Below are 26,229 nucleotides of genomic sequence, written 5' to 3' on the forward strand. Positions count from 1 at the left end.
CGGATATGGACGTCCGGATCCGGCGATCCTGTCCAAATACCGGTCTGGCCAAACCTTGAAGCTTGGGAAATAATAGCGGGTGCACAAGGGGAGGTGAAACCTGGATATCGCGTCATCACACGACGCGGGGGAGGAAAAATCCCAGATGGGAAACAGCAGCACCGTGCTTGTTGTGACGGCCGATCAATCCCACGCGGGCGCGCTGCAGGCCGCGCTTGCCAAGGTCAGTGAATCTGCAATCCATACCGAGCATGCCGGCGACCTGACCGCAGCTGTCGCCCGTATGGCAGCCGGACAACTGGAAGCCGTACTCATCGATCTGAATCTCCCTGACAGCCGCGGCCTTGCGACCTTCGAGACATTGTACCGGCAACGCCCTGCCACCCCGATCATCATTTTCAGCGACCCCGGCGAGGATGCCCTGGCAATCGAGGCCGTGCAGCGCGGCGCCCATGGCTACCTGCCCAAGGGCAACTTCGGTCTCGCCCTGATCACCCGTTCAATGGACAACATCATTCAGCGCCGGAAGATGGAGGAACGGCTGTTCATCGAAAAAAGCAGGGCCCAGATCACGCTCAATTCCATCAGTGATGCGGTGATTTCCACCGACATGGCGGGCGAAGTCGACTACATGAATGCTGCGGCAGAGGAATTGACGGGGTGGACCCAGGCCGAAGCCAGCGGCCGTCATGTCAGCGAAGTGATGCAACTGCGCAGCGAACACTCGACCAGCCCCAATCCCAACCCGATAGACCTGGTGCTGCGCTGGAACAAGCCCATGGGACTCAAAGCGGGTACTGTTCTAGTGCGGCGCGACGGCAGTGAAATCTCGATCGAGGATTCGGCTGCCCCGATTCACGATTCTGAGGAGGCGCTCTGCGGCGCGGTCATGGTCTTCCATGACATTTCCGCCTCCAGGGCGATGACCGAGAAAATGGCCTATATGGCGCAGCATGACTTTCTCACCGATCTGCCCAACCGGGTACTGCTCTATGACCGCATCAACCAGGCCATCGGCCTTGCCGCCCGCAGGGACACCTCACTGTCCGTGCTGTTTCTGGATATGGACAACTTCAAGCCCATCAATGACAGCCTGGGTCACGCTAGTGGCGATAAACTGCTGCAATCGATAGCCAGGCGGCTCAGTAGCTGTGTGCGCAGTTCCGATACCGTCAGCCGGCTCGGCGGTGACGAATTCGTCCTGCTGCTGCTTGGCGACAGCAAGCGGGAAAGCCCGGAAACCATTGCCAGAAAAGTATTGCGGACGCTTTCGGCCCCCCATCGCATTGACGGCCACGAAGTGGTTGTTACCGCCAGTATCGGTATCAGCAGCTATCCGGTAGACGGTACCGACGCCGAATCACTGATCAAACAGGCGGACACCGCCATGTATGAAGCCAAGAACAGGGGCCGCGACAACTACCAGAAATACTGCGAAGAGATGAACCGGACCCCGGCGGTACAGCACGCCGTCTAAGACCTGGCCCGGCGCTGCCGCACACAAGCGGGTTCAGATAGCATCTTCGCCGGTCTCACCAGTACGGATACGGATCACCTGCTCCATATCGGTAACAAATATCTTGCCGTCGCCGATCTTGCCGGTATTGGCGGCCTCGATAATCGCCTCGATCGTGGCATCGACCTGCCTGTCTCCGACTGCTATTTCCAGTTTCAGCTTGGGCAGGAAGTCCACGACATACTCCGCCCCGCGATAGAGTTCCGTATGCCCGCGCTGGCGGCCGAAGCCCTTGACCTCGGTAACGGTGATGCCCTGGACGCCGATATCGGAAAGTGCGGCGCGCACATCGTCCATTTTGAAGGGCTTGATGATCGCAGTAACCAGCTTCATGACAGGAGCTCCAGCCTTGGGTGAGAACAGCCATTATGAAAGCCGGACGCAGAATGGCAAGGGTCCGGACAAAAAAATGGCCGCGGCCGCTCCCTCCGGCAACTGTTTTCAGGCGGCAGGCGCCGTGACCGTTGCCCTGCATGCCAGCTGGCGCTACCCTTCGTCTTTTTGATCGGAGAGCAATCCGCTGCAATACCGTGCCGACATAGATGGACTGCGCGCGATCGCAGTGCTTGCCGTGGTGCTGTTTCATCTGGATGTGCCAGGATTCGATGGCGGCTATGTCGGCGTCGATGTATTCTTTGTGATTTCCGGCTTTCTCATTACCGCCATCATTGAGCGCAAACTGCGCAATGGCGACTTCAGCCTGCGGGATTTCTATTTCAGACGTCTGCGGCGCCTGTTGCCGCCGGTGATAGCGACTGTCGCCGTCACCTGTGCTGCCGCGGCAGTCGTATTGTCGCCAGCCGACATGATGGCCTTCGGCAGATCAGCGGTGGCCGCGCTGTTCAGCCTGTCCAACATCGTCTTTTTCATGGAGGCGGGCTACTGGGATACGGCATCCGAACTGAAGCCGCTGTTGCACACCTGGTCGCTGGGGCTGGAAGAACAATTCTACCTGTTCTGGCCGGCGTTGCTGATAGGCCTGCTCGCCATTGACCACCGCCTTCGCTTCGGCTGGTCACTGCTGGGTATTTTCCTGGTGGGCCTGGGACTGTGCATCTGGTACACCTCGGTCGATTCTGCCGCAGCCTTTTATCTGCTGCCATTCAGGATATTCCAGTTCGCAGCGGGAGCGCTGGTTATTGTCATCGCGCGATCGAGCCTGGCCCGGCCCTGGCTGCAACGTGGACTCGTCCGCCATGGACTTGCCGGTCTCGGCCTGGGGCTGGTCTGCAGCAGCGTGCTGCTGTTCGACGACACTACCCACTTCCCCGGCATCGCCGTGCTGGTTCCCACCCTGGGCGCGGCAATGCTGCTGTTGTCGGGCTCTCACGCCGCGCAAGGCGCGAACCCGGTGCAGCTCGTGCTGGAACACCCGATCAGCCTCTGGCTGGGACGGGTGTCCTATTCCATGTATCTGGTCCACTGGCCTTTGATTGTGCTGTACCGGCACCAGTTTGGCTTTGAGTTGGCGCCCGTGGATCAGCTGCTGCTCGCCGGCGCGACCCTGCTCTCGACGGCGCTGCTGCACTACGGCATTGAACGCCGGTTTTATCGGCGGGTGGCGGCGACCGGTACTGCTGACAGGCGCCGCACAGGCTCACGGTTTGCCCTCGGGGTGCTGGTCATCAGTGGCAGTGTGGCCGCGGCTCCGTTGACAGCGTGGCTCGGCGACGGCTGGAGCTGGCGCTTCCCCGACCTGAAACTGACGCCGGCACAGATCGAACAGGGCATGAATGCCCGCTACGATCTGATTCACTCGGCCTGCACCATTCTCGAAGTCGGCCAGGGAGGTGACTGCGCCGACGAGCGCCCGCTGCAGATTCTGGTGCTCGGCAATTCCCACGAGCCGGATGGCTACAACTTCCTGATGGCAGGCTACGGCGCAGACCCGGACATCAATCTGATCCGGTTCGGCACCACCAATCACTGTGATCAGCTCGAATTCGAGAACGGCGTGCCCAGCTCGGGCTCGGCAGACTGCGACAGGCGATTGCAGCGCCTGTTCGACCCCGCATTTGCGGCCCGGCTGGACGGCATTTTCTACGCCGCCAACAAGCCCTTCAGCCGCAACAAACAGATTTTTGTCGATATGCTGGCGCATCTCAAGCAAACGAACCCGGCACTGCGCCTGATCACCCTGGGCGGTTACATCAACACCAACCGGGAGTGCGCCAGCCTGACCAATGAAGCGCACTCCACCGCTGCCTGCGCCCTGCCCGAGAACGTCCGGTACTTTGAGGCGGCTCCCGAACAGGAACCACTGTATGCCGAGATCATGGCGCTCACCGACCACTACGTGGACAGGGTCGGGCTACTGTGCCAGGAGCGGAAATTGCAGACCTGCCTGACCCAGACAAGCGATGGCGTACCCATGTTCTACGATCGCCACCACCATTCTCTCGAATTCGCCCAGATGACCGGGCGCCTGTATGCGCTGAAACACCCCCACCTGCTCCGCTGAAGCAAGCCGCAGCACCGTCCAGACAAAAAAAGAGGGCCCGAAGGCCCCCAAAATCAAACACTGCAAAGATGCGCCCGCCAGGGCTGTTTCTACTTCTGGGCAGCAAATTCGGGGTAGGCCTCCATTCCACATTCGGAGAGATCCACCCCTTCGTACTCTTCCTGTTCGCTGACCCGCATACCCATGACCGCCTTGATCACGCCCCAGGTGATGAGGCTGGCAACGAAGACCCAGACGAAGATCACCAGCAGGCCCACCAACTGACCCATGAAGGTGGCATCGGCATCGGACAGCAGCACAGCGAAGATACCCCAGATGCCGACCACGCCGTGCACCGATATGGCACCGACCGGATCGTCGATCTTGATCTTGTCCATTGCCACAATGCTCAGTACCACGATGACACCCCCGATAGCCCCGATGATGGTGGCCAACAGCGGTGACGGATCAGCCGGCTCGGCGGTAATGGCGACCAGTCCGGCCAGGGCACCATTCAGGGCCATGGTCAGATCGGCCTTGCCGAACAGGATTCGCGCCAGGATAAGGGCGGCAATCAAGCCCCCCGCGGCAGCGGCATTGGTGTTCAGGAACACGTTGGCCACTTCGTTGGCGACACCTATGCCACCGAGCTTGAGGGTGGAGCCGCCGTTGAAGCCGAACCAGCCCATCCACAGGATGAAGGTCCCCAGCGTGGCCAGCGGCATATTGGCACCGGGAATGGCCTGTACCGAACCGTCGGCCCGGTATTTGCCCTTGCGGGGTCCCAGCAGGATGACGCCGGCCAGGGCAGCCGCGGCGCCCGCCAGGTGGACGATACCGGAACCCGCGTAATCGCTGTAGCTCAGCGCGCCCAGCAGCGGGACGTCCTTGCCGCCCCAGGTCCAGCCACCTTCGATCGGATAGATCACGCCGGTCATCACTACCGCAAAGGCCAGGAAGGCCCACAGCTTCATGCGCTCGGCCACCGCGCCGGACACGATCGACATGGCCGTGGCAACGAACACCACCTGAAAGAAGAAGTCAGAGGCGCCGGAATAGACGGAATCTCCGCCAAAACCTGCATCCGCGGAGTCCGCCAGCACCTGGGCGATGGCCGCGTCATCCATCTGGGCCACCGTGGTCACGCCCGACAGGAACCAGCCGCCGTCGTACATGAAGTGGTAGCCACACACCAGGTACATGGTCGAGGCTATCGCAAACAACGCCACGTTCTTGGTCAGGATCTCGGTGGTATTCTTGGCCCGGACCAGACCCGCTTCCAGCATTGCGAAACCGGCGGCCATCCACATGACCAGCGCGCCGCACACCAGGAAATAGAAGGTGTCCATCGCATACTGCAATTCAAAAATATTGTTTTCCATAAGAATCACTCTCGTTAGAATCGTCTCAGTGGATTTAGATGGCGTCTTCGCCGGTCTCGCCGGTACGAATACGGATCACCTGCTCCAGCGCGGACACGAACACCTTGCCGTCGCCAATCTTGCCGGTGTTGGCCGCCTTGGTGATGGCCTCGATGGTCTTGTCGGTCATCGCTTCGGCGACCGCCACTTCGATCTTGACCTTGGGCAGGAAATCGACCACATACTCGGCCCCCGATACAGTTCGGTATGTCCCTTCTGGCGCCCAAAGCCCTTTACCTCGGTGACCGTGATGCCCTGAACGCCGATCTCGGACAGCGCCTCGCGCACGTCATCGAGTTTGAATGGCTTGACGATAGCCGTGATTAGTTTCATTTGAGTCTCCTGGTTATCTCTGGGCGCCCTCGCGGGCGCCGATAAGTTCAGTGCGAGCGATCACATGCTCTTGGAGATGGAGAACACGACCCGGTCATCGGCGGCATCGACGTCATCCAGATCCGTGCCGACCAGCGCCAACGCGAAATCGAGTTCGAAGGCGCTGTAGCCGAAGGTGACGCCGTAGTCCACGTAGCTGTCTTCGCCTTCCTCCCAGAAGTCGTCCTGATCGGTGTCGGTGAAGCCCAGATTGAGATCGACAGTGATTGCCTCGGTCAGCTCGAATCCGTAGCCCAGGGAAAAGTAGGTATATTCGGGACCGCCGTCGCCAAATTCATCGGAGTAGTTGATCCCGGCGCTGAAGCCCGCATAGCTGAGCGCAAACGCGTACTCGACATAATCCAGGTCCGATTCGCCCTCATAGTCGTAATAGATGAAGCCGATGTCGTAGCCCAGGCCGCCCGCTGTCTCTCCGGCAAAACCGCCGTAGTAATCCATCTCGGTGGAGGCGTCGCCACCAAAATCGATGTTGGACGCCCAGATACCCGCGTACAGCCCGGTTTCCCCAGCCCAGTCAAAACCACCCTGAACCGCCCCGCGCTCATCGGTCTGGGAGATCCCACGGAAGACATAATCCGTGGCCAGCGTGACATTGGCACTCACTTCGGCCTGCGCCGGCGCTACCCCCACCAGCAGGGCCGAGGCGGTGGCAACGGCCAGCAATGTTTTTTTCAGCATATCTCGTTCTCCTTGGGTTGTTGTACGGGGGTTCCTGCCTGAAACGAAACAGCTACCACTCCCCCTGTAATGTGCGAACGAGCTTCTGCAGACGCTGTGCCAATATGGATAAAATCCAAACAGAACAACAAGATATCTTCGATTTACAGGGTCATTTCGAAGCTAGCGCCAGTCCGAGGCAAACAAAAGATGCCCCCTGACGGGGCATCGCACCAAATTGGCGCAAACAGATGATCTGTGCGTGTGAATGTCGATCCATTACACTTACTTCCCCGATCACGCTGCAGGTATCCGCCATGGCACTGAAACCACCTCCGCTGAACGATGTGCTGCACCAGCTCAACGAACTGGTGGGCAAATCCGGCCTCCGGGACGAGGCCGACAAGACCGTGCGCGCGCTCACGCAATCGGCGCTGGGCAGACTGGATGTTGTGAACCGGGAGGATTTTGACGCCCAGGCGGCGGTGCTGCACCGCACCCGCGCCAGGGTTGCCGCGCTGGAGGCGGAGCTGGAGGCACTGACCCGCGAATTCGAAGCCAGCCAGCGGCAGACCTGAACCGTCATCATTCGCCCCGGCCGGGGCTGCTCAAGGATGAGCCATGGAACTGTCCCAGATCCACAGCCGCGCGAGCGCCGGCATCGCCGCTCCGCTGGTAAACGTCGAAACCCACCTCGCCAATGGACTGCCGGCCTTTCATATTGTCGGCCTGCCCGAGACTGCTGTGCGCGAGAGCAAGGACCGGGTGCGCTGCGCGATCCAGAATTCCCATTTTGAATTTCCCGACCGCCGGATCACGGTCAACCTGGCACCGGCGGACCTGCCCAAGGAAGGCGGCCGCTTCGACCTGCCCATCGCGCTGGGAATCCTGGTCGCCTCGGGCCAGTTGCCCGCCGATATTCTGGGCCAGCATGAATTTGTCGGCGAACTGGCCCTCGCCGGCGACCTTCGGCCCGTACCCGGGGTCATTCCGGCGGCGCAGGCATGCACCAAAGCAGGGCGCACGCTGGTGACCGCAGCCGCCAGTGCGGCGCTGGCTGCGGTGGTTCCGGCCAGCCGTGTCATCCCAGCCGCCGATCTACTCCAGCTCTGCGCGCACCTGAACGGCAATCATCCGCTGCCACCCGCCGCAGCCCCGCTGATACGGCAGGAGGACATCCACTATCCCGACCTGGCCGACGTGGTGGGCCAGGAGTGCGCCCGTAGGGCGTTGGAAATTGCCGCGAGCGGCGGTCACAATCTGCTGTTCTGCGGCCCGCCGGGAACCGGCAAGACACTGCTGGCCAGCCGCCTGCCCGGCATTCTGCCACCCCCCGACCCCCACGAGGCCCTCACTTGTGCAGCCCTGCACAGCCTGCACGACAGCACCAGTCTGGCGCATCTTCACCAGCGGCCGTTCCGCGCCCCCCACCACAGTGCCAGTGCGGCAGCGCTGGTGGGCGGGGGCGCCAGACCGCGTCCCGGGGAAGTCAGCCTGGCCCATGGCGGCGTACTGTTCCTTGACGAATTACCGGAGTTCAGCCGCCAGGTACTGGAAGTGTTGCGGGAACCCATGGAAGCGGCGGCCATAACGCTGTCACGCGCCAGCCACAAATTCACCTATCCAGCGCGATTCCAGCTGGTGGCCGCGATGAACCCCTGCCCCTGTGGCTATCAGGATGACCCTCAACGTCACTGCCGCTGCACCCCGGAGCAGATCCTGCGCTACCGGCAGCGCATCTCCGGGCCGCTGCTGGACCGTATCGATCTGCATGTCGGCGTACCCCGGCTGGCGGCGAGCACCTTGCTGCAGCCCGTCACCGACAACGAGAGCTCAGCTGCCGTGCAGGCGCGGGTGAGCCGTACCCGCGAGCGCCAGCTGCAGCGCCAGGCGTGCAGCAATGCCGAACTGGCCGAGCCCCGGCTCAGTGCAGTATGCAACTTGCGGCCCGCAGCAAGGCGCCACCTGGAGCAGGCGGCCACCAACATGAAGTTGTCCGGGCGGGGCTTGCACCGCAGCTTGCGCGTCGCCCGCACGCTGGCGGATATGGCAGAAGAGGAGCAGATCGCCGTGGCGCATATCGCCGAAGCCCTGGCTTTTCGCCAGGAGGAAGCCAATCCGTGAGCTTATCTTCCCACTCCGCTGGGACGCACGCTGCCCATGAACTTGCTCTGAACGATGCGAAAGCGGTTGCTGACAAAGGCCAGGTCCGTCAGGCAGGCATTGCCAGCCGGGTTGAGCCCGGTGACATGGTAGTCGGAGTAGGCGGCGGCAAAATTGATGGGCACCCCCATCAGATTGCAGGCCACTGAAGCGCCGGCGTCGTGGTAGGCCTCCACTGCCCGCGCCAGAAAATCCGGATCGGTGGAGTAGACATGGGAGGCGATGGCGCCACAGGCCCGCACATTGTCGGTGGCGTCGCGCAGGCAGGCCGCAGCGGACTCGTTGGCGATGATAAAGGACACCGGGCCGAACACCTCCTTGCGATACCAGTCCCGGTCCGCCTCCGTGGCGGCAATGATCAGCGGGGTCGCGGTGCGGGCGAGCGGGTAGTCGGGGTTGTGATAGGCAGCGGAGTCCCGCAGCAGCCTTCCGTCCGTCTGCGCGAGTTGGCGGTAGCGATCCACGCTGGCCTGCACCCGGGAGTCGAACAGGGTACCGCAGAGAGTGGCGGCGCCGCGGGGATCCCGCAGCCAGAAGTCCACGCCGTCGCAGATCGCGGCCGCCACCTGGGCCTGGCTGACCAGGGTTCCCGCCACCGCAACACCGGCGGTCGGCACATGAATGTTCTGCACGCTGGTGCACATTTGTGCCGAAGCCTGGCACAGGGAATGGGCGATCGCACGGGCCGTGGCTTCCAGGTCGTCGGTGGACTCCAGCACCACGGAGTTGCAGCCCGCGGTCTCTGTGTACACCAGCTTGCCCGGGCAGTTCTGCTCCAGCCAGGCCCCAAAATGGGGACTGCCGGTGAAATCGATGATCGCCGTGTCGGGATGTTCAATCAGTTCCAGCGTGGCGGGGCCATCCGGGTATCGGCCACCAGACTGACCAGATTCGGATCGAAGCCCGCCTCGGCCAATACCTCGCGGCAAACCTTGACCACCATCGCCACCGGCAGCACCGCCGCGGGGTGGGGCTTGAGCACCACCGGGTTGCCGGTCGCCAGCGACGCGCACAATGCGGGATAGGTATTCCACAGCGGAAAGGTGGCACAGCAGATCACCACGCCGATACCGCGCGGCACCAGCCGATAGTGCTTGTCCAGGCTGGCCATGCCATCGCGGCCAAACTGGCGCTCCCAGCGCGCGGTCGCCGGCACATCCGCCATCGCCTTGTGGGCGTACACCAGCGCCTCCAGGCCCCGGTCCAGCGCATTGGCCCCGCTGCCGGCAAAGGCCATGACGTAGGACTGGCCGGACGTGTGCATGGTGGCATGGGCATTTTCGAACAGCTGCTCGCCACAGCGGTGCAGGATTTCCAGACACAGGCCCACCCGCGTGCGGGGGCTGGCGGCGGCCCAGGCCGGGCGCGCGGCGCTGACCGAACGGTACAGCTGGGAGATGTCCATCCGCGGATAGCGCACCCCCAGCGGCTCGCTGGTGTAGGGTGAGACCTCTTCGCCCAAGCGGCCGGCCTCGCCCGGTTGCTGCAGTGGAAAATCCCCATTCAGCAGCGCCTCGAAGCGGGCCTGGCCGGCGGCGGGCTTGTCCTCACCGTGGATCTTGCTGCTGGGGCTCTCCGGCCAGGCGCTCCAGGCATAGCGCCGGGCACAGGCGTCCATCGCTTTGTGCAGCAGGGCTTCGTGCTGTTCGAACCAGCGGCTCATAGAGGCACTCCAGGCAGTGGGTGAGCGTACGCAAACACTGCCACAGCGAAGTCTGTTTATGCAAGCATCAAGCTTGCATAGGGCCGATACTGAAGTCCACATGGTGGGCGCGCAACTCTTCCCCACAATGGTTGCAGACCACCTCACCGTGCAGGCTCTCCCCACACAGTTCATGCGTGAGGCACAGCGGCCGCCCCGCACCGCGGTCACACCACTTGTCACCCCATTGCAACAGGGTAAGAAAGTAGGGAAACAGATCCCAACCCTTGTCGGTGAGTTCATACAAATGGCGCACCGGGCGCTGCTGGTAGGGCCGGGTCGCAAACACCCCCTGCCGGACCAGAAATTGCATCCGGTCGGAAAGGATATTGGTTGCCACCGGCAGTTCCCGGTGGAACTCATCGAAACGCTGCAGGCCGTGAAAAGCCAGCGCGATCACATTGGCGGTCCAGCGGTCACCCACCAGGCCGATCAGGTTGCGGTAGACACTGCGCTCACTGGGTACGTCATCCACCGACAGGGACGAGCGCCGGCGAACTTTCTTGTCGCGTACATCGCGCGTCGCCCCGGGGCCAGGATGGTAGCTCACATCCTGTCCACGCACATCCCTGCGGCAGGTACTGCAGCGCAACGTCGGGACCGGACTGTGGCCACAGCTACGGTGCAGCAACTGTACCCTGCCCTTCGGGGGAGGCGGATGATAGTGCTCCTCCCACACCACCGCCATCAACGCAGTGTGATACAGGTCTATGGACTTGCGGGTCAGGTGATAAACCGGGTGGCGGGCGTTGCCGCCGGTCGGGTGCCGGCGCAGGCAGCCCATTGATTGCAGCCACTTGAGCCGGTTCGACAGAACGCCGCGGGACACGCCAATCGCCTCCAGCATGCCGCCAAAGCTGTTGATGCCCCAAAACACTTCCTGGATGATCAGAATGCACCATTTGTCACCGATCTGGTCCAGCGCCCGGTTGATGGAGCTGGCGCGGGTTTTCAGTTCCGTCATGCTGTGTGCTTCCCGGCGCCTGGCCGCTGCCTGCGCCAGACTACTGTGAACAATGGAATTCCAGTACCAGATCCGCATCTTTGTCGGGACTCTGGCCCAGACTGATGAGGCCGCGTTTGTGCAGCAGCAGCTCCGCCCGATGCAGGTGCATGAGTGCCTCGCCATCAATGCTGACAAAGCTGCCATTGGTGGAATGGTCTGTCAGCACGAAGAAACCGCGTCGGTGTTCAATGGTCGCGTGGTGGCGCGAGACCCACTCGGCATCCACCATGATATCGGCAACTGCGTCGCGGCCCAGGGTCAGCACGCGGGAACCATTCCCAAGTTGCAGTATTCTGCCACAGAATGTCAGCGTGAGCCGCCTACATTGACTGTCTCCGCTACTGTCCTCGGGGATCTGGATACTGGTGAGATTGGAGGTATCTTCCTGCCAGACGATGTCGACGATCTCGATACGCCGCTGCTTGCCGGCCACCCGAACCCTGCCCAGGCTGCGACTGCACAATGCCAGCTCCGCCGGCAACCTGGCAAGACTGCTGGCGGATGCCACTATCTGGTCGCGCCGGGCCAGTCCCGCGATGCGGGCAGCGGTGTTGACGGCATCCCCAAACAGATCGCCTTCCTCCAGCAACACCGGGCCATGGTGCAGGCCGATGCGCAGGCCAAGGCGCTGCTCCACCGGAACATCCGTTTCATCGTTTAGCCGTCGCTGCATTTCCAGCGCAGCCCGCACACCGCGTTCAACGCCCGGAAATGCCGCCATCAACTCGTCACCTATGGTCTTGACCACCCGGCCCCCATGACCTTGCACCACCTCGCCACAGAGGCTCAGAACCCGCCGTATCGCGCTGCGGGCCGCGTCGTCACCGAGCCTTTCGAACAGTCCGGTGCTTCCGCTGACATCGGCAAAGACAATAGTGACTGCATCGCGACTCATGGTGGAGAATGATAGGCGAAAGCGGCCCCGGTCTCCAGCTGTGCGATCGGGACCAGAGCAGAGACAAGCCTTCCCGCCAATAGCGGGAAGAGCCGCCTTAGAAGCGGGCCACCACCTCCAGGCCGTAGGTTCTCGGTGCACCCAGGGAGGCCACTTCGTCACCGAAGAAATTGATCACGAACACCCGGTACTGCTCATTGGTGATGTTCTTGCCGTAGGCTGATATCGTCAACGTCTCGTTCGGGGAATAGGAAATGCGGCCGTCCAGCAGACCGTAGGAAGGCTCCTCGGTGATATTGTCCGGATCCCATTTGAAGTCGCCCTGGTAGGCATAGTTCATGTAGATGTTAAGCGCATCAGCGCGATTCATGAAATCCGTGGTGTAGTCGAAACCGAGATTGAACTGGTGCTCGGGCGTGCGCTGCAAGCGATTGCCGGAGTTGTCGACGCCCAGGCTGTCGACGAAGTTCTGGTATTCGTTGTCGTTCCATGAAGCAGCCCCAAACAGGCGCAGCTCACGGGTGAGCGCCAGTTGCACTTCAAGTTCCACGCCCCTGACCTCGGCATCGGCCGCGTTGTCAGTGATGTTGCACAGACACTCTGCATTGGTCTGGGTCACCTGCAGATCGACATAGTCCATGTAGTAGGCCGCGGCATTCACCCGGGCCCGCCCATCCCAGAAGTCGATCTTGGCGCCCAGCTCATAGCTGGTCACGGTTTCCGGGTCAAAGGAGATCTGGGCGGCCGCCGCATTGGCCGGGGTATCCTCGAAGCCGCCGCCCTTGAAGGCCTTGGCGACGTTGAAGTAGGCCATGAAGTCGCCGCTGGGGTTGTACTCCAGGATGGCCTGAGGCGTGAATTCGCTCCAGCTCTCGTCATAGTTGGCGGTGTAGCCCTCGCCCTCCGCAAAAGTCGGGCTCAGAGGCGTCAGTGGTACGGTATCGTCCGGGTTGAAGAAGTCCCCTGTGGCCGCGGCCAGCCCGCGAACGCGACCATCCTTTTCATCCGAGGTATAGCGCCCGCCAACCGTGAGCTTGATCGCGTCGGTAAAGGCGAAGCCGACCTGTCCGAATGCCGCATAGGTGTCGGTGGTGCCCTTGTTGAACCAGTTGGATTCTCCGGACAGGGTAGGCGCAAAAATCGGCGGCTCGAATACCGCCGGCTGGGAGTAGCCGCGGAAGCGGTCATTTTTCTCGATCGGGGTGTGCTGGTAGTAAAGCCCGACCAGCCCTTCCCAGCGGCTGGACTCGTTGTCCCAGGACAGGTTGAACTCCTGGCTGAACTGCTCGAAATCCTCGAATTCGGCCACCACGCTGTCGAACACCAATGGCACCGTCATGTCCGCCAGGTTGTAGGGGTTGCGGGGATCGATCCCGGTCTGCGAATAGAGGCTGTCAGATTCGCCCGACCGGTAGCCAGTCACACTTGCCAGAGTCATATTCTCGCCAAGACCCTTCTCGATGTTCAAGCTCACGGCCCAGCTTTCCCGTTCGAGAAATTGCGGGGTCGGGTCAGTATCACCGACAAAGGTGGGATGGGTGGAGAGGCTCTCCCGCCGGCTCAGGCCGCCGCGCGCCGCGGCCACCACCGCGCGCCCGCGGCTGAATGACTTGGTACCGGCGAGATCGGGGTTGATATTCTCGCCGAGGCGGTGAATACCGTTACTTTCGTCCTGGGAGTAGTCAACCACCAGGCGGGCCATGAAATCTCCGCCATCGGGCTGATACAGTAACTGGGCACGGAACTGGTCCGAACGCTTGTCCTCGAGATCGCGGTTGTTGAGGATGTCCTTGGCGAAACCGTCGCGATTCTGCATCTGGTAGGAAAGCCGGCCCGACAGGTCCTCCGACAGCGCGCCCGTCAGGTGGCCATAGCTTTTGAAGTCACCGTAGTTGCCCGCAGATACCGAGATCGCCCCCCCTGCTTCCTGCTCCGGCGCAGCCGTGACGATGCTCAGTGCACCACCGACCACGCCCTTGCCCAGCAGCACGCCCTGGGGGCCGCGGATAATTTCCACCCGCTCGATATCGAAGAAGTCGGTGTTGAGCTGGCCGGTGCGGCCGATGTAAACGTTGTCGATGAAAACCCCGATCGACGGATCGGAAGTCGGCGAATCGATGCGCACACTGACCACGCCGCGAATATTCAGCTCCTGATCCAGCGGCGACCCTTCGCTGAAGCTGACCCCCGCGGCGCTGCGCGCCAGGTCCGCATACGACAAAATATTACCGGCGCGCAGGGTATCGCCAGTTACCGCGGTAACCGCAATGGGAGAATCCTGCAGGCCGCGCTCCCGTCTCTGGGCGGTAACCACCACCTCCTCCAGGCCAAAACTGGTGTCACGCTGGGCCGCGGCCGGGGCTGCGCCGAGAGTACCGGCCACGGCCATGGCAAGTACTGAACCGCGCGCTAAATGAGTGGAGGAGATCTTTCTGGCGTTCGTTTTTATAGTCATCATAAACTCCTGAACCTGGCTGTTGAAAACCTGAAAACCAATTCGGCGCGTACCGGAGAGCTCCCCGGGCTCACGGTTACCGTCTGCCTTCCGGAAACCGCGGTCCAGATCACTGCCTGTATGCCTGCCTGAAGCACCTTCCGTCCTCCACCGTTCCCGTTAATCGTTATGTCGGGCAGTATTGGGTAAAACCGGAATCCTGCTGTGCGACCACCGTGCCGGAAGCCGTCGTTCGCTTAACGTATTTTATTGAAAGCTACAGTCATTATTATCTTGCATAAAAAGACTTGTCAAGCATGTCGAGGCGGAAATAATTCTCCGGAATCGTGCGCTACATACCTGCAAAACCTGCCTTTACCGGGAGTCAGAGCCGGTCCTGCACAACAGCGCCATCACCCACAGCCCCTCCTGCCCAGAGACTTTCAAATAAAGATTGTAATCGGTGGCCGCGCATGAAGCCTCGTTCACGGCCTACAGATCCAGCCACAGCTTGCGATTCCTTTTTCGTCCGTGTAGATTGCATAACAAGACCTTACAGTGGACAATAAAGACAAGGGGCACGCCGCCAGGAGGACCTTCCGATGAGCACCAAACTGGACGCAATTACCCGCCTCATGGCGTGCTGGGAGCGTCGCGACGTGGAGGGCTTTCTGGCCTTCCTCACCGACGACATTGAGTACTACTGGCACCTTGGCACGCGCCCGGTGGTCGGCAAGAACACCATGCGCAAGTTCCTGCGCAACTATGACGGCGCCTACAACCAGACCGGCTTCCATATCCACAATCATGCCGAGAACGGTGAGCTGCTGTTCATCGAAGGCCTGGAGGAGCTGTACGACCGCAAGCACGAGCGCAGTATCCGCAACCCTTTCATGCAGGCCTACGAGTTCCGGGACGGGTTGATCGCGAAAATGCGCGACTACTATGAGCCCGCCAACCTGCGTCCGCCGGCTGCCGCGCCGGCGCCCGAACGCCACGGAGCTGCCTGAAATGACCGATCTGATGGACACCATGCGCCAGCTGATGGCCGCCAACGAACGCCGGAACATCGATGCCTTTCTCGGCTTCTTTGCCGACGATGTCGAATACATCTATCACGTCAATGCGCGCCCCCTGGTCGGTATCGCCTGGCTGGAAAAGTTTGTGCGCAAGTACCACGAGACGCTGGAACCGCTGGTCTGGCGCATCGACCGCCACGCCAGCAACGGCAACAAGCTGCTGGTCGAGGGCTACGAAGAATACCGGGTAAAGGCCTCGGGCGAGACAGTCGGACACCCTTACATGGGTATCGTCGAGTTCAATGACGCGGGCAAGATCACCCATATGCGCGACTATTTTGAAATGGATGGCAAGCCGCTTGAACAAAAGGCCTGAAGCACCGGAGAAGCCCTACCGGGTGGTGCAATGGGCCACCGGCGCCATGGGCAAAACCTGCCTGCGCGCGGTCATCGACCACCCCGACCTGGAACTGGTGGGCCTGTACGTGCACAGCGACCGCAAACTCGGTCTCGACGCGGGCACCATTGCCCGGCGAGCTGCCACCGGCGTGCTCGCCACCAACTCACTGGAGGACATTCTGGCGCTGGAGGCGGATGTCGTGTTGCACTGCCCGCTGCTGCAGTTTCCCTATGAGGCCCACGACCGGGAGGTGTGCCGGCTGCTGGAGTCCGGCAAGAATGTCATCTCCATCAACAACTACTTCCACCCGCGCAGCATCAGCGCCGCCTATGCCACGGAGCTGGAAGCGAGCTGTCACCGGGGCGGCGCCAGTCTGGCCGGCACCGGTATCAACCCCGGCCTGATTGCGGAGCGGTTCGCCGCGGTCGCCTCCGGCCTGATGCTGGAGCTGGAATCAATACGGTGCCGGGAAGTGTACGATTGCCTGGAAATGCCCAACGCCAACTATGTCTTCGATGTGCTGGGCATGGGACTGCCACCGGAACAGGTGGATCTGGTCAATGGCCCGCTGGCCACGATGTTCACCGCCATGTACCGGCAGTGCGTCGGCGGCCTGGCCGAACGCCTGGAAATCCCGTTGACCGGTATCGAGTCGGACCATCAACTGGTGTTGGCGCCGCGGGACATTGCCGCCAGGGCGGGTACCGTCCGTGAGGGTACCGTGGCCGCCACCAACTGGCAGTTGCACGGTATCTGCGACGGCAGGCGTGTCATCACGCACTCGGTCAACTGGATCATGGGCCGGGAGCTGCCCGGCTACGAAGATTTCACTCACTGGGAGATCGCTCTGCGGGGCAAGCCCGGACTGGACATCCGCATGGATCTGGTCGAGCCCGATGAGGACGGCGTCAAAACCACGGCCGCGCAGTACGGTGTCGCCGGCATGGTCACCCAGGCCATTCCCCATGTGGTGGCAGCCGCGCCCGGCCTGTGCGAGTTTCCGGCCGCGCCCCACTACCGCCCGCGGCTGCGGGAACCCACCCCTGACAGGAAGCAACAGCAATGACCGATCTGACAGGCAAGCTCGAACAGCTGCTGGCAAAGCAGGAAATCCACGACGTGATCATGCGCTATGCGCGGGGCGTTGACCGGGCCGACGAGGCCCTGCTGAAGTCCTGCTACCACGCCGACGCGATAGAGGAACACGGCAGCACCTATTCGGGGTCTGCGCACGCCTATTTCGACGCAGCGGTACCGCGCATCCGCAAAATGGGCCCGATGGCCCACTACGTCTGCAACATCACTATCGAATTGCAGGGCGACACTGCCTACGTGGAGTCCTACCTGATCACCTTCGCGCGCTTCGCCCGCGATGGCCAGGATTTCGACACCTTCACCGGCGGCCGCATCTGCGACCGCTTCGAGCAACGCGAAGGCAACTGGCTGATCGCTCACCGCAAGATGGTGTTCGACTGGAATCACGACATGCCCGCCAACCAGGGCTGGTGCCTGGGCATGTTCGACCCGTCCCACCCCGCCATGAACTTTGGGCGCAAGGACGAACAGGATCTGTCCTACCAGCGGTTCTGAGTTGCGCCCCTTCACTGAAACCGGTCCGGAGCGAAAATGAGCAGCGAGAGCGAAGCACAGCGATTGCAGGATGTCCCCTTCCGGGAGGTGGACTTCCCCCGGTACAGATTGCGACCCGGCGCCGCGAGGACGGCTGCCTGATTCTGCACAGCACCGCGCCGGCGCCGGCCTTCGAGCCCTCGGTTATCCGCAGCCTGATGGCGCAGGCCGGGGCCCAGCCCGGGCGCAGCTTCCTGGCACAGCGGGAGAACGGCGATGGCGACTGGCAACACTTGAGCTTCCTGCAGGCCGCCCAGGGTATCCGCGCCATCGGCCAGTGGCTGCTGGACCGGAAGCTTGATCAGACGACGCCCATTGTAGTGCTGTGCGGCAACAGCATCGCCCACGCCCTGCTCCGCTTTGGCGGTATGGCAGCCGGGGTACCGGTATGCCCGGTCAGCGTCAATTATGGCCGCATGGGCGGCAACTTCGAGCGCCTGCGCCATGTGGTGGAACTGGTGCGGCCGCGCCTGCTGTTGGTGGAGCCGGGTGCGGCGCTGGACCCCGCACTGCAAGCGCTGGATCTGACTGGCATCACCGTGGTGAGTGAGACGCCCGAGGCCCTGTCGGTGGCGGCCAGCCCCTTCGACGAGCTGCTGCAAACCGCTCCCACCGCCCGCATCGAATACGCGATCACCCATACCAACCCGGACGCCCACAGCGCCTACATGCTCACCTCCGGCTCCACCGGCAGACCCAAGGCCGTGATCCACACCCAGCGCATGCAGGCCACCAATCTGCACCTGGGCTACAGTGTGTTGGGGCGCGCCCTGGGCTGGGACGAAGTGATGCTGGACTGGATGCCCTGGAGCCATGTGGCGGGCAGCTCCAACCTGCTCGCGGCCGCGGTATTTGGCGGCACGCTCTATATTGACGGGGGCAAGCCGATGCCCGGGCTGTTTGCCATGACCGTGCGCAATCTGGCGGAAATCGCGGTGCCCTATTTCGCCAATGTCCCGGCCGGCTTTGCCATGCTGACCGACGCCCTGGAACAGGACCCGGCCCTGTGCCGCACTTTCTTCTCGCGCCTGCGGTTGATTCTCTACGGTGGCGCCGCGCTGCCCCAGGCCATCCAGGACCGCCTGCAGACCCTCGCGGTAGAGCACACCGGCCGGCGCATTGCATTTACCACCGGCTACGGCGCCACCGAAACCTGCTCCGGTACCCTGGTGATCTACTATCACACTGAGAAGGTCGGTATCGGCCTGCCGCCACCGGGAGTGGAGGTGAAACTGGTACCCACCGATGACCGCTACGAGATCCTGATGCGCGGGGACTTCCTCACCCCGGGCTATCTGCACGACGCCGCCAAGACCGCCGCCGTGTTTGATGAGGAAGGCTTTTACCGCACCGGCGACACTGCGCGCTTCCACGATGACGACCAGCCGGAACAGGGCCTGGTCTTCACCGGCCGGCTGGCCGAGGAGTTCAAGCTGGGCAGTGGCACCTGGGTCGCCGGGGGCCAGCTGCGCGCCAGTCTGGTCGACGCACTCGCCCCGGCCATTTCCGACCTCGTGCTGTGCGGCGAAAACCGCGAATACCTGGCGCTGCTGGGCGTCCCCAACCCGACGGGGCTGGCCCGCATCGCCGCGCAGCAGGATCTGCCCCTCGCCCAGCTGCAGGAACATCCGCGGGTCACAGCCTGGCTGCGGGAAAAACTGGCCGCCCACAACGCCCGCCATCCGGGCCAGAGCCATGCCGTGCAGCGCTTCGCCTTTCTGCGGGAGCCGCTGAGCCCCAACCGGCACGAAGTTTCCGACAAGGGCTCGGTCAACCAGGCCATGGCGCTGCGCAATCACGCCGGCGAAGTCGAGGCCCTGTATGGCAATCCGCCGCCGGAACAGGTGATTGCATTGAACTGAGGACGAACACGATGAAAGTGAAGGACAGTGTAGCCATTGTCACCGGTGGCAATCGCGGCATCGGCGAAGCCTTTGTCCGGGTGCTGCTGGATGCCGGCGCGGCCCGGGTATATGTCGGCACCCGCGCCGCGGACGGCGCCGATCACCTGGCCGCGGAGTTCCCCGATCGCGCCGTGCCAGTCACGCTGGATGTGGCGGACGAGGCGGCGGTCAACGCCGCTGCCCTGGCTTGCCCGGACGTCAATGTCGTCATCAACAACGCCGGCGCATTCCACAACCAGCTGCTGCTGGCCGCCAGCGATCTGAGTGCCGCCCGCAGTGAAATGGAGGTCAACTATTTTGGCAGCCTGGCCATGTGCCGCGCCTTCGCGCCGGTACTGGCGCGCAATGGCGGCGGCTCCATCATCAATGTGCTGTCGGTGGGGGGCATTCTGCCGGTGCCCAATATGGGCGGCTACAGTCCCTCAAAATTTGCGACCCATGCGATGACCACGATTGTCCGGGCCGAACTCGCGGAACAGGGCACCCATGTGGGCTGCCTGATCGTGGGCTCGGTGGATACCCGCATGGCGTCCCATGTGAAGGGCCAGAAGGAGAGCCCGGAGGATGTCGCCCGCGCGGGCATTGTCGCCATTGAAAAAGAGCTCCGGGAAATGGACACCGACCAGTTCGCGGTCACCATGCGCGCCGCGATGCACCGCGACCCCGCCGCGCTGGAGCGGCGCATGGCGGCCATGGTGCGGGTCAAGGACCTCTCCACCGGGCGCTGACCCACAGCCAACCGATAACACCAACTGACATAGGAGGCGCAGGGGCGCTATGGATCACCTGCTCTGGATACTGGGGATCAACTTGCTGCTGATTGTCGGCTGCATGCTGCTGCTGTGGCTGCTGAGCATTGCGCTGGGAGACGTGTCCTTTATCGACAGCTTCTGGGCCTTTGGCATGGTTCTGGTCGCCGCTGTCAGCTTTGTGCTGGCCGACGGTTCGGCCTCGCGTCAGGGTATACTGCTGCTGCTTGCCGCCGCCTGGGGGCTGCGTCTCGGTATCCATCTGCTGCTGCGCTGGCGCAGGGAGGGACCGGACGCTCGCTACCTAAAAATGCTGTCACGGGCTCCGGGCAACCCCCACCTGTACAGTCTGGTCAAGGTATTCCTGCTGCAGGCGCCGATCCTCTGGCTGGTATCGCTGCCGGTACAACTGGGACAGATTGACCCCAGCCCCGCTCAACTGGGCCTCCTGGCCGCGTTGGGCATCGCGCTGGCGCTGCTGGGCCTGTTCTTTGAAACCGTGGGCGACTGGCAACTGGCGCGCTTCAAAGCGAACCCGTCCAACCAGGGCAAGGTCATGGACCGCGGCTTGTGGCGCTATACCCGGCACCCCAATTACTTCGGCGATGCCTGCGTCTGGTGGGGCCTGTTCCTGATCGCCGCCGAAACCGCGAGCGGACGCTGGAGTATTGTCTCGCCGCTGTTCCTGACCTTCCTGCTGGTGCAGTGGAGCGGCGCGGCATTGCTGGAGCGGCGCCTGAAGCGCTCGCGGCCCGGCTACGAGGAATACATTGCCCGCACCAGCAGCTTCATTCCCTGGCCTCCCAAATGAACCAGGAACCACTACTGGCAGGACGCAGCGCCATCGTGACCGGGGCGGGCAAGAGCATCGGTCGCGCCATCGCCCTGGCACTGGCCAGCCACGGTGCCCGGGTGCTGGTCAACAACCGCAGACACGCGGGCGAGAGCGACGGTTCAGCCGCCGCGGTGGTCAGAGAAATCGAGGCCGCGGGCGGCATCGCGGTGGCCAACACCGACAGTGTCGAACAGGCCGGCGCCGCGGAGGCCATGGTGGAGCAGGCGCTGGCCAGCTTCGGCAGTCTCGATATCGTGATCGCCAATGCCGGGGTGGCGCCTGAAAAACGCATCGCCGGCATGACGCAGAGCAGCCTCAGGGAGGCTTTCGAGATCAACTACTTTGCCCCGGTCGCGCTGACCCAGGCCGCGCTGCCGGCGCTGCGGGCTTCGGGTAGCGGCCGGCTGGTCTACATTATTTCCAATGCCGGACTGTATGGCGGGGACGGGCTCGCCGCCTATGGCAGCACCAAGGCCGCCCTCTATGCCTTCATGCGCAGCGCGGCCACCGAAGGCCGCCGCAGTGGCATTGCTGCCAATGCGCTGGCACCGTTCGCGCTCAGTCAAATGACCGCAGCGCGCATGACGGACGAACTGCGCGGGGCGCTGCCGGCACACTGGATAGGTCCGGTCGCCAGCTGGCTGGCGAGCGCCGCCTGCAGTACCAGCGGCAAGGTGTATGTCACTGGCGGCGGCTTGATCAGCGAAGCGAGGATGGAAGAAACCGCGCCCGTGCGGTTCACCACGACCGGCACCCAGGCTATCGCCGAAGTATGCCAGTGCCTGGACGATCTGGCGGCAGCCGAAGCCTGTATCAACTTCGATGGCGCGATGGAGGCCTTCCTGCACACCATCGGCCAGCATCTGTCCGGGGGCGACTGAGTCGCGGCGGCCCTCAATCAGCTGTCTCTTCCGCTTCAGGCAGCGGCAGGCCCATTTCGGCGAACAGTTCGGCGCGGTCATAGTACTCGCGCCATACCTTCACCCTGCCGTCCTCGATCTCCAACACGCCGACCACCGGGACCGCGCCGCTCTTGCCGCGGAACACAAACTTGTCGACCCGCTCCAGGAAGACGGTATTGTCCCGCACCACCACGTTGCGCAGGCTCAGCTCCAGCTGCTCTATGCCCGCGAACATCGGCCCCAGTCGGGAGCGTATTGCCGCGCGGCCGACCACCGGCTCTCCCATCATGCTGTGCAGCACCCCATCCTCGGCGAACAACTCCACCACCCGGTCCAGATCCACGGCCTCCCAGGCCGCAACCATCTGCTGCGCCACCTCCAGTGGTGGCTGCGCCCGTGCCAGCGCGCTGTTCACGCTCAACATCAGGGCCAGTAGCAGCGGGGCAACACGCAAACCTGTTTTGTACGTCGTCATTGGCATTCTCCTTACCGTTGTTATTGCCGTCTCATTGGCCAGCGCCCGACGGGGAAATTGACCCGCAGGAAACGCACTTGCTATAGTATAGTATCTAATTGCAAGTAACGAGCAGAACCGCCGAGGTGGCCATGAGCGCAGCCGATACCCGCCCTCCCTGGTTTGACCCGGGCATGCCCACCGCGGACGCCTGCGTATTGAAGAATCTGCTCGACCAGCATGCGGGGGCGTTTCCGGACCGGCGCATGGCGCTGTTCGAGGACGGCTCGCAGTGGAGCTATGCCCAATGCCGCGAACAGATTCGGGCCACCGCTGCAGGGCTGCAGGCGCTGGGCGTTGCACCGGGCGACCGGGTGCTGGCCTGGTTACCCAATGGCAGGGATATCGTCCGGGTCTGGTTCGCCGCCAACTATCTCGGGGCGGTCTATGTCCCGCTCAATACCGCCTATCGCGGCGCGATCCTGGAACACGCAATCAATATTACCGACGCCCGCCTGATGGTCGCTCACGGGGAATTGACCGGCCGCCTGCGGGACCTGAAGCTCGACACCCTGTGCCAGGTCGTTGTCACGGGCCCGGGCCGGGAACCGACGGGAGCTGACCTGCAGTGGCATGACAGCGAAGTACTCGAAGGCGCGGGACTCACACTCGACGACAGCGCCTGCATCCGGCCCTGGGATATTCAGAGCGTGATCTACACCTCGGGCACGACTGGCCTTTCCAAGGGCGTACTGTCGCCGTATCTGCAGCTGTATACCACCGCAGTAGTCAGTTATGGCCGCATCCAGGCGGACGACTGTCTGCTGGTCAACCTGCCCATGTTTCATGTCGGCGGCACCAGCCCAATTTACGCCGCCCTGGTGCGGGGCGGTTCCTTCTACCTGGTCGATGGGTTCAGCACCACGGAATTCTGGCCCCAGGTACGGCGTGCCAATTGCGTATCCACCGCGGGACTGATCGGCGCGATGGCGCCGTTCATCGCCAGTGCGGCACCGGCCCCGGACGACGCTGACAATCCCCTCAAATACATGACCATGTTTCCGATCAACGAGGCGACCATCTCGCTGGGTCAGCGCTTTGGCTTCGACTATATCACCGGCTTCAACATGACCGAGGTGTCCACGCCACTGATCAGTGATGTGAATTCTCCGGTGCAGTACAGTTGTGGCAAACCCCGCACTGGTGTGAGTTGCCGTCTGGTTGACGAACACGATATCGAAGTAGCGCCCGGCGAACACGGCGAGTTGATCGTGCGCTCCGACCTGCCGTGGACGATGAATGCCGGCTACATCAATATGCCCGAGGCTACTGCCGAGGCCTGGCGCAATGGCTGGTTCCACACCGGTGATGTTTTTCGCCAGGACGAAGACGGCAACTACTTCTTTGTTGATCGCCGGAAGGACATTATCAGGCGCCGGGGCGAGAATATCTCCTCGGTCGAAGTTGAAGCGGCGGTGCTACGGCATCCGGATGTGGCCGAGGCAGTGGCGGTGGGGGTGCCCAGCGAGTTTACCGAGGAGGAGATCCTGATTGCAGTAGTGGCGAACCCGGACACCCGCATCGACCCCCGCCAGCTTATATTGTGGCTGACGGAACAACTGGCCTACTTCATGGTGCCGCGCTATGTGCGGCTGATCGACGCCATCCCCAAGACCGAAACCAACAAGCCGCGCAAGGTATTGCTGCGACAGGAAGGGGTAACTGCGGATACCTGGGATCGGGAAGCTGCCGGCATCCATCTCAAGCGCGAACGACTGCGCGCCAGGTAACACGGCCAGGAGAAACCAAGAATGCCCGACCCCCGGCCGCAAGAACATGACGCGTCTGACAGTGACGGTGACTGGCCCAGACCGCTGTACGCCTGGTATGTGGTCGGCGTGCTCATGCTGGCCTATACCAACTCATTCATCGATCGCCAGATCCTGAGCCTGCTGATCGAGCCGATACGCCAGGACCTGGACATCAGCGACACCCAGGTCAGCCTGCTGGCGGGGCTGGCGTTCTCGATTTTCTACACGCTGATGGGCGTGCCGATCGCCCGTCTTGCGGACCAGAAGAATCGCAAGCTCATCATTGCCACCGGGGTGGCCGTATGGAGCGCGATGACTGCACTGTGCGGCACTGCCCGCAATTTCTGGGGTCTGTTTGCCGCGCGGGTCGGCGTGGGTGTGGGTGAGGCAACCCTGTCCCCAGCAGCGTTTTCCATCATGGCGGACTACTTTCCCAAGCACCAGCTGGCTCGCGCCTTCAGCGTTTACTCCATGGGAGTCTACTTCGGTGCCGGACTGGCCATGATCATTGGCGGGGTGGTCATCCGCATGGTCATGGAAGCGGGCACGGTAACCCTGCCCGTACTAGGCGCCGTGGCCCCCTGGCAGCTTACCTTTTTCTACGTCGGTCTGCTGGGCCTGCCCATTTTCCTGCTGGTGCTGAGCATTCGCGAGCCGCTGCGTCGGGGGCTGAAGGCGGCCGGTGTCCCAGCGGCGGAGAACGCCAGTTCCCTGCCCGTACTGAAGGCATTCCTGCGGCTCAACCGGTGGACCGTGAGCTTCCACTTTCTCGCCTTTTCCATGGTGGGTATCGCAATAGCCGGCTACATGGTGTGGACCCCGACCCTGTTTATCCGTACCTGGGGCTGGGACGCCGCCACCATCGGCTTTGCCTACGGCGCTATCATGTTCGTGTTCGGTACCGGGGGCGTCTACTGCGGTGGCTTTGTCGCCGACTGGATGGAGCAGCGCGGCCACCGCGACGCCATCCTGCGCACCGCCTGCTACGGCGCGATGGCTGCGGTACCCTTCGCGGTCGCCACTCCACTGATGCCCAGCGGCGAGGCCGCCCTGGTCTGCCTGGGCCTGACCAGTTTCCTGCTGGCCTTTCCCCAAGGCCTGCCCGCCGCGGCGCTGCAGATCGTGACACCAAACCCACTGCGCGCGCAGATGACCGCGCTGTACTTCCTGGTGGGCAACCTGCTGGCGCTGGGTTTCGGACCCACCCTGGTAGCGCTGGTCACCGACTACGGTTTCGGCGATCCACAACAGCTGCGCTACTCCATCGCGCTGGTCAGCGCCACTGTACTGCCACTGGGTGCGCTGCTCAGTTATCTGGCACTGAAGCCGTTCCGCGCCAGCCGGGCACGCGCCGAACTGGTGCCGGACTAGCGAACCGACTTTAGCGGTTCGGTATGGGCGGAATCCAGGTATTCGTCCAGCGCCACGATGCGGCCGTCCTCGATCTTGATGATGGCACAGGCGGGCATCGCAAAGGCTTCCCCCGACGGCAGCGTGCCGCGCAGGACGTGTTGCTGATAGAAGCCGCCGGGAATGGCCTCGCGACGGACCACGTCATAGCGCAGATTGTCCAGCTTGTGATGCATCCACTGCAGGGATTTCAGGTTGTCTTCGAGGGGTTGAAAGGCCTGATCGAAATTGTGCCAGATGCGTGCATCGGCGGTGTAAAGCTCGCGCACGGCTGCCACGTCGCAATTCTGCAGGGCGGTCACAAGGCGCTCGGCAAGAGCGAGGTTGGCGTCGGCTTCATTCATGGGGCGTACTCCCGGTGAGCGTAGTGGGTCGTGCAGGAGGGTAGCGCCACAGCGCAGAAAACACCTGTTTCCGTGGCTTGAGCCCTCGCTTGCGTAGTAAGACTAAGGCATACTAACACAGTCTTTTGCAGGCGGGACCTGGGGC

General features: G+C 62.7%; 24 protein-coding genes and 1 pseudogene. 14 read left to right on the top strand and 11 right to left on the bottom strand.

What is annotated here, in order from left to right:
• Nucleotides 1-145 precede the first annotated feature (145 nt).
• A complete protein-coding gene (locus G3T16_RS07465; protein WP_163494505.1) occupies nt 146-1,477 on the top strand; it encodes a diguanylate cyclase domain-containing protein in 1,332 nt (443 codons plus the stop codon).
• A 33-nt stretch (nt 1,478-1,510) separates the two neighbouring features.
• Here the strand turns inward: G3T16_RS07465 and G3T16_RS07470 are convergent, their stop codons facing one another.
• Nucleotides 1,511-1,849: a P-II family nitrogen regulator gene (locus G3T16_RS07470; protein WP_163494506.1), complete on the bottom strand. Its 339-nt coding sequence runs from the start codon at nt 1,847-1,849 to the stop codon at nt 1,511-1,513.
• 205 nt (nt 1,850-2,054) lie between these two features.
• On the opposite strand from G3T16_RS07470, the gene G3T16_RS07475 reads away from it, so the two are divergent.
• Nucleotides 2,055-3,977: an acyltransferase family protein gene (locus G3T16_RS07475; RefSeq protein ID WP_269473293.1), complete on the top strand. Its 1,923-nt coding sequence runs from the start codon at nt 2,055-2,057 to the stop codon at nt 3,975-3,977.
• A gap of 89 nt (nt 3,978-4,066) precedes the next feature.
• On the opposite strand, the gene G3T16_RS07480 is transcribed toward G3T16_RS07475, so the two are convergent.
• The 3 genes and pseudogenes from G3T16_RS07480 to G3T16_RS07490 form a co-directional block, all read right to left on the bottom strand.
• Nucleotides 4,067-5,338, bottom strand: a complete 1,272-nt coding sequence (locus G3T16_RS07480; protein WP_163494508.1) for an ammonium transporter — start codon at nt 5,336-5,338, stop codon at nt 4,067-4,069.
• Between the two features lie 34 nt (nt 5,339-5,372).
• Nucleotides 5,373-5,710 (bottom strand): annotated as a pseudogene (gene glnK / locus G3T16_RS07485) (P-II family nitrogen regulator).
• Nucleotides 5,711-5,770: 60 nt separating this feature from the next.
• Nucleotides 5,771-6,448 carry a TorF family putative porin gene (locus G3T16_RS07490; RefSeq protein ID WP_163494509.1) on the bottom strand — a complete coding sequence of 226 codons (678 nt, stop codon included), beginning with the start codon at nt 6,446-6,448 and terminating at the stop codon, nt 5,771-5,773.
• Nucleotides 6,449-6,744: 296 nt separating this feature from the next.
• Between G3T16_RS07490 and G3T16_RS07495 the strand changes: the two genes are divergently transcribed.
• Both G3T16_RS07495 and G3T16_RS07500 read left to right on the top strand, forming a co-directional pair.
• Nucleotides 6,745-7,005, top strand: a complete 261-nt coding sequence (locus G3T16_RS07495; RefSeq protein ID WP_163494510.1) for an accessory factor UbiK family protein — start codon at nt 6,745-6,747, stop codon at nt 7,003-7,005.
• Nucleotides 7,006-7,048: 43 nt separating this feature from the next.
• Nucleotides 7,049-8,551, top strand: a complete 1,503-nt coding sequence (locus G3T16_RS07500; protein ID WP_163494511.1) for a YifB family Mg chelatase-like AAA ATPase — start codon at nt 7,049-7,051, stop codon at nt 8,549-8,551.
• A gap of 2 nt (nt 8,552-8,553) precedes the next feature.
• Here the strand turns inward: G3T16_RS07500 and G3T16_RS07505 are convergent, their stop codons facing one another.
• From G3T16_RS07505 to G3T16_RS07520, 5 genes are all read right to left on the bottom strand, one after another.
• Nucleotides 8,554-9,519 carry an aldehyde dehydrogenase family protein gene (locus G3T16_RS07505; RefSeq protein ID WP_269473274.1) on the bottom strand — a complete coding sequence of 322 codons (966 nt, stop codon included), beginning with the start codon at nt 9,517-9,519 and terminating at the stop codon, nt 8,554-8,556.
• On the bottom strand, nt 9,429-10,253 hold the full coding sequence (locus tag G3T16_RS22430; RefSeq protein WP_269473275.1) for an aldehyde dehydrogenase family protein: 825 nt from the start codon (nt 10,251-10,253) through the stop codon (nt 9,429-9,431). Before G3T16_RS22430 ends, G3T16_RS07505 begins: the two co-directional genes overlap by 91 nt.
• A gap of 67 nt (nt 10,254-10,320) precedes the next feature.
• Nucleotides 10,321-11,256 (bottom strand): winged helix-turn-helix transcriptional regulator, encoded by a 936-nt coding sequence (locus tag G3T16_RS07510; RefSeq protein ID WP_163494512.1) that lies wholly within the window; start codon nt 11,254-11,256, stop codon nt 10,321-10,323.
• Between the two features lie 40 nt (nt 11,257-11,296).
• Nucleotides 11,297-12,193 carry an adenylate/guanylate cyclase domain-containing protein gene (locus G3T16_RS07515; protein WP_163494513.1) on the bottom strand — a complete coding sequence of 299 codons (897 nt, stop codon included), beginning with the start codon at nt 12,191-12,193 and terminating at the stop codon, nt 11,297-11,299.
• Nucleotides 12,194-12,290: 97 nt separating this feature from the next.
• Nucleotides 12,291-14,648 carry a TonB-dependent receptor gene (locus G3T16_RS07520; protein ID WP_163494514.1) on the bottom strand — a complete coding sequence of 786 codons (2,358 nt, stop codon included), beginning with the start codon at nt 14,646-14,648 and terminating at the stop codon, nt 12,291-12,293.
• A gap of 581 nt (nt 14,649-15,229) precedes the next feature.
• Between G3T16_RS07520 and G3T16_RS07525 the strand changes: the two genes are divergently transcribed.
• The 8 genes from G3T16_RS07525 to G3T16_RS07560 all read left to right on the top strand — a co-directional run bounded on the left by G3T16_RS07525 (nt 15,230) and on the right by G3T16_RS07560 (nt 22,044).
• Entirely contained in the window at nt 15,230-15,637 is a 408-nt protein-coding gene (locus G3T16_RS07525) for a nuclear transport factor 2 family protein (protein WP_163494515.1), read from the top strand.
• 1 nt (nt 15,638) lies between these two features.
• Entirely contained in the window at nt 15,639-16,022 is a 384-nt protein-coding gene (locus tag G3T16_RS07530) for a nuclear transport factor 2 family protein (RefSeq protein ID WP_163494516.1), read from the top strand.
• The gene (locus G3T16_RS07535; protein ID WP_163494517.1) at nt 16,006-17,112 is read left to right on the top strand and encodes an NAD(P)H-dependent amine dehydrogenase family protein; all 1,107 of its coding nucleotides are present in this window, start codon (nt 16,006-16,008) and stop codon (nt 17,110-17,112) included. Before G3T16_RS07530 ends, G3T16_RS07535 begins: the two co-directional genes overlap by 17 nt.
• Entirely contained in the window at nt 17,109-17,636 is a 528-nt protein-coding gene (locus tag G3T16_RS07540) for a nuclear transport factor 2 family protein (RefSeq protein WP_163494518.1), read from the top strand. The genes G3T16_RS07535 and G3T16_RS07540 overlap by 4 nt, the downstream gene beginning before the upstream one ends.
• Nucleotides 17,637-17,833: 197 nt before the next feature.
• Nucleotides 17,834-19,537, top strand: coding sequence for an AMP-binding protein (locus G3T16_RS07545; RefSeq protein WP_163494519.1), 1,704 nt, complete (start codon nt 17,834-17,836; stop codon nt 19,535-19,537).
• Nucleotides 19,538-19,548: 11 nt separating this feature from the next.
• Nucleotides 19,549-20,307 (top strand): SDR family oxidoreductase, encoded by a 759-nt coding sequence (locus G3T16_RS07550; RefSeq protein WP_163494520.1) that lies wholly within the window; start codon nt 19,549-19,551, stop codon nt 20,305-20,307.
• A gap of 49 nt (nt 20,308-20,356) precedes the next feature.
• Nucleotides 20,357-21,139, top strand: coding sequence for a DUF1295 domain-containing protein (locus G3T16_RS07555; RefSeq protein WP_163494521.1), 783 nt, complete (start codon nt 20,357-20,359; stop codon nt 21,137-21,139).
• The gene (locus G3T16_RS07560) at nt 21,136-22,044 is read left to right on the top strand and encodes an SDR family NAD(P)-dependent oxidoreductase (RefSeq protein WP_163494522.1); all 909 of its coding nucleotides are present in this window, start codon (nt 21,136-21,138) and stop codon (nt 22,042-22,044) included. Before G3T16_RS07555 ends, G3T16_RS07560 begins: the two co-directional genes overlap by 4 nt.
• Nucleotides 22,045-22,057: 13 nt before the next feature.
• Here G3T16_RS07560 and G3T16_RS07565 read toward each other — a convergent pair whose 3' ends face one another.
• On the bottom strand, nt 22,058-22,540 hold the full coding sequence (locus tag G3T16_RS07565; RefSeq protein WP_163494523.1) for an SgcJ/EcaC family oxidoreductase: 483 nt from the start codon (nt 22,538-22,540) through the stop codon (nt 22,058-22,060).
• Between the two features lie 131 nt (nt 22,541-22,671).
• Here G3T16_RS07565 and G3T16_RS07570 point away from each other — a divergent pair, with 131 nt between their 5' ends.
• Complete coding sequence (locus tag G3T16_RS07570) at nt 22,672-24,309, top strand: AMP-binding protein (protein ID WP_197911953.1); 1,638 nt, start codon at nt 22,672-22,674, stop codon at nt 24,307-24,309.
• Nucleotides 24,310-24,330: 21 nt separating this feature from the next.
• The gene (locus tag G3T16_RS07575; RefSeq protein WP_163494524.1) at nt 24,331-25,701 is read left to right on the top strand and encodes a spinster family MFS transporter; all 1,371 of its coding nucleotides are present in this window, start codon (nt 24,331-24,333) and stop codon (nt 25,699-25,701) included.
• Here G3T16_RS07575 and G3T16_RS07580 read toward each other — a convergent pair.
• Complete coding sequence (locus G3T16_RS07580) at nt 25,698-26,084, bottom strand: nuclear transport factor 2 family protein (RefSeq protein ID WP_163494525.1); 387 nt, start codon at nt 26,082-26,084, stop codon at nt 25,698-25,700. The two genes, G3T16_RS07575 and G3T16_RS07580, sit on opposite strands and share 4 nt — an antisense overlap.
• Nucleotides 26,085-26,229 lie beyond the last annotated feature (145 nt).

It is taken from the genome of Kineobactrum salinum (assembly GCF_010669285.1).
In the GTDB taxonomy this organism is placed as follows: Bacteria; Pseudomonadota; Gammaproteobacteria; order Pseudomonadales; family Halieaceae; genus Kineobactrum; species Kineobactrum salinum.

Excerpts from the sequence above, each read along its gene's own strand:
- G3T16_RS07465 (WP_163494505.1), top strand. The coding sequence starts at position 146 with ATGGGAAACAGCAGCACCGTGCTTGTTGTGACGGCCGATCAATCCCAC.
- G3T16_RS07470 (WP_163494506.1), bottom strand. The coding sequence starts at position 1,849 with ATGAAGCTGGTTACTGCGATCATCAAGCCCTTCAAAATGGACGATGTG.
- G3T16_RS07480 (WP_163494508.1), bottom strand. The coding sequence starts at position 5,338 with ATGGAAAACAATATTTTTGAATTGCAGTATGCGATGGACACCTTCTAT.
- G3T16_RS07490 (WP_163494509.1), bottom strand. The coding sequence starts at position 6,448 with ATGCTGAAAAAAACATTGCTGGCCGTTGCCACCGCCTCGGCCCTGCTG.
- G3T16_RS07495 (WP_163494510.1), top strand. The coding sequence starts at position 6,745 with ATGGCACTGAAACCACCTCCGCTGAACGATGTGCTGCACCAGCTCAAC.
- G3T16_RS07500 (WP_163494511.1), top strand. The coding sequence starts at position 7,049 with ATGGAACTGTCCCAGATCCACAGCCGCGCGAGCGCCGGCATCGCCGCT.
- G3T16_RS22430 (WP_269473275.1), bottom strand. The coding sequence starts at position 10,253 with ATGAGCCGCTGGTTCGAACAGCACGAAGCCCTGCTGCACAAAGCGATG.
- G3T16_RS07510 (WP_163494512.1), bottom strand. The coding sequence starts at position 11,256 with ATGACGGAACTGAAAACCCGCGCCAGCTCCATCAACCGGGCGCTGGAC.
- G3T16_RS07515 (WP_163494513.1), bottom strand. The coding sequence starts at position 12,193 with ATGAGTCGCGATGCAGTCACTATTGTCTTTGCCGATGTCAGCGGAAGC.
- G3T16_RS07520 (WP_163494514.1), bottom strand. The coding sequence starts at position 14,648 with ATGACTATAAAAACGAACGCCAGAAAGATCTCCTCCACTCATTTAGCG.
- G3T16_RS07525 (WP_163494515.1), top strand. The coding sequence starts at position 15,230 with ATGAGCACCAAACTGGACGCAATTACCCGCCTCATGGCGTGCTGGGAG.
- G3T16_RS07530 (WP_163494516.1), top strand. The coding sequence starts at position 15,639 with ATGACCGATCTGATGGACACCATGCGCCAGCTGATGGCCGCCAACGAA.
- G3T16_RS07540 (WP_163494518.1), top strand. The coding sequence starts at position 17,109 with ATGACCGATCTGACAGGCAAGCTCGAACAGCTGCTGGCAAAGCAGGAA.
- G3T16_RS07545 (WP_163494519.1), top strand. The coding sequence starts at position 17,834 with ATGGCGCAGGCCGGGGCCCAGCCCGGGCGCAGCTTCCTGGCACAGCGG.
- G3T16_RS07550 (WP_163494520.1), top strand. The coding sequence starts at position 19,549 with ATGAAAGTGAAGGACAGTGTAGCCATTGTCACCGGTGGCAATCGCGGC.
- G3T16_RS07555 (WP_163494521.1), top strand. The coding sequence starts at position 20,357 with ATGGATCACCTGCTCTGGATACTGGGGATCAACTTGCTGCTGATTGTC.
- G3T16_RS07560 (WP_163494522.1), top strand. The coding sequence starts at position 21,136 with ATGAACCAGGAACCACTACTGGCAGGACGCAGCGCCATCGTGACCGGG.
- G3T16_RS07565 (WP_163494523.1), bottom strand. The coding sequence starts at position 22,540 with ATGACGACGTACAAAACAGGTTTGCGTGTTGCCCCGCTGCTACTGGCC.
- G3T16_RS07570 (WP_197911953.1), top strand. The coding sequence starts at position 22,672 with ATGAGCGCAGCCGATACCCGCCCTCCCTGGTTTGACCCGGGCATGCCC.
- G3T16_RS07575 (WP_163494524.1), top strand. The coding sequence starts at position 24,331 with ATGCCCGACCCCCGGCCGCAAGAACATGACGCGTCTGACAGTGACGGT.
- G3T16_RS07580 (WP_163494525.1), bottom strand. The coding sequence starts at position 26,084 with ATGAATGAAGCCGACGCCAACCTCGCTCTTGCCGAGCGCCTTGTGACC.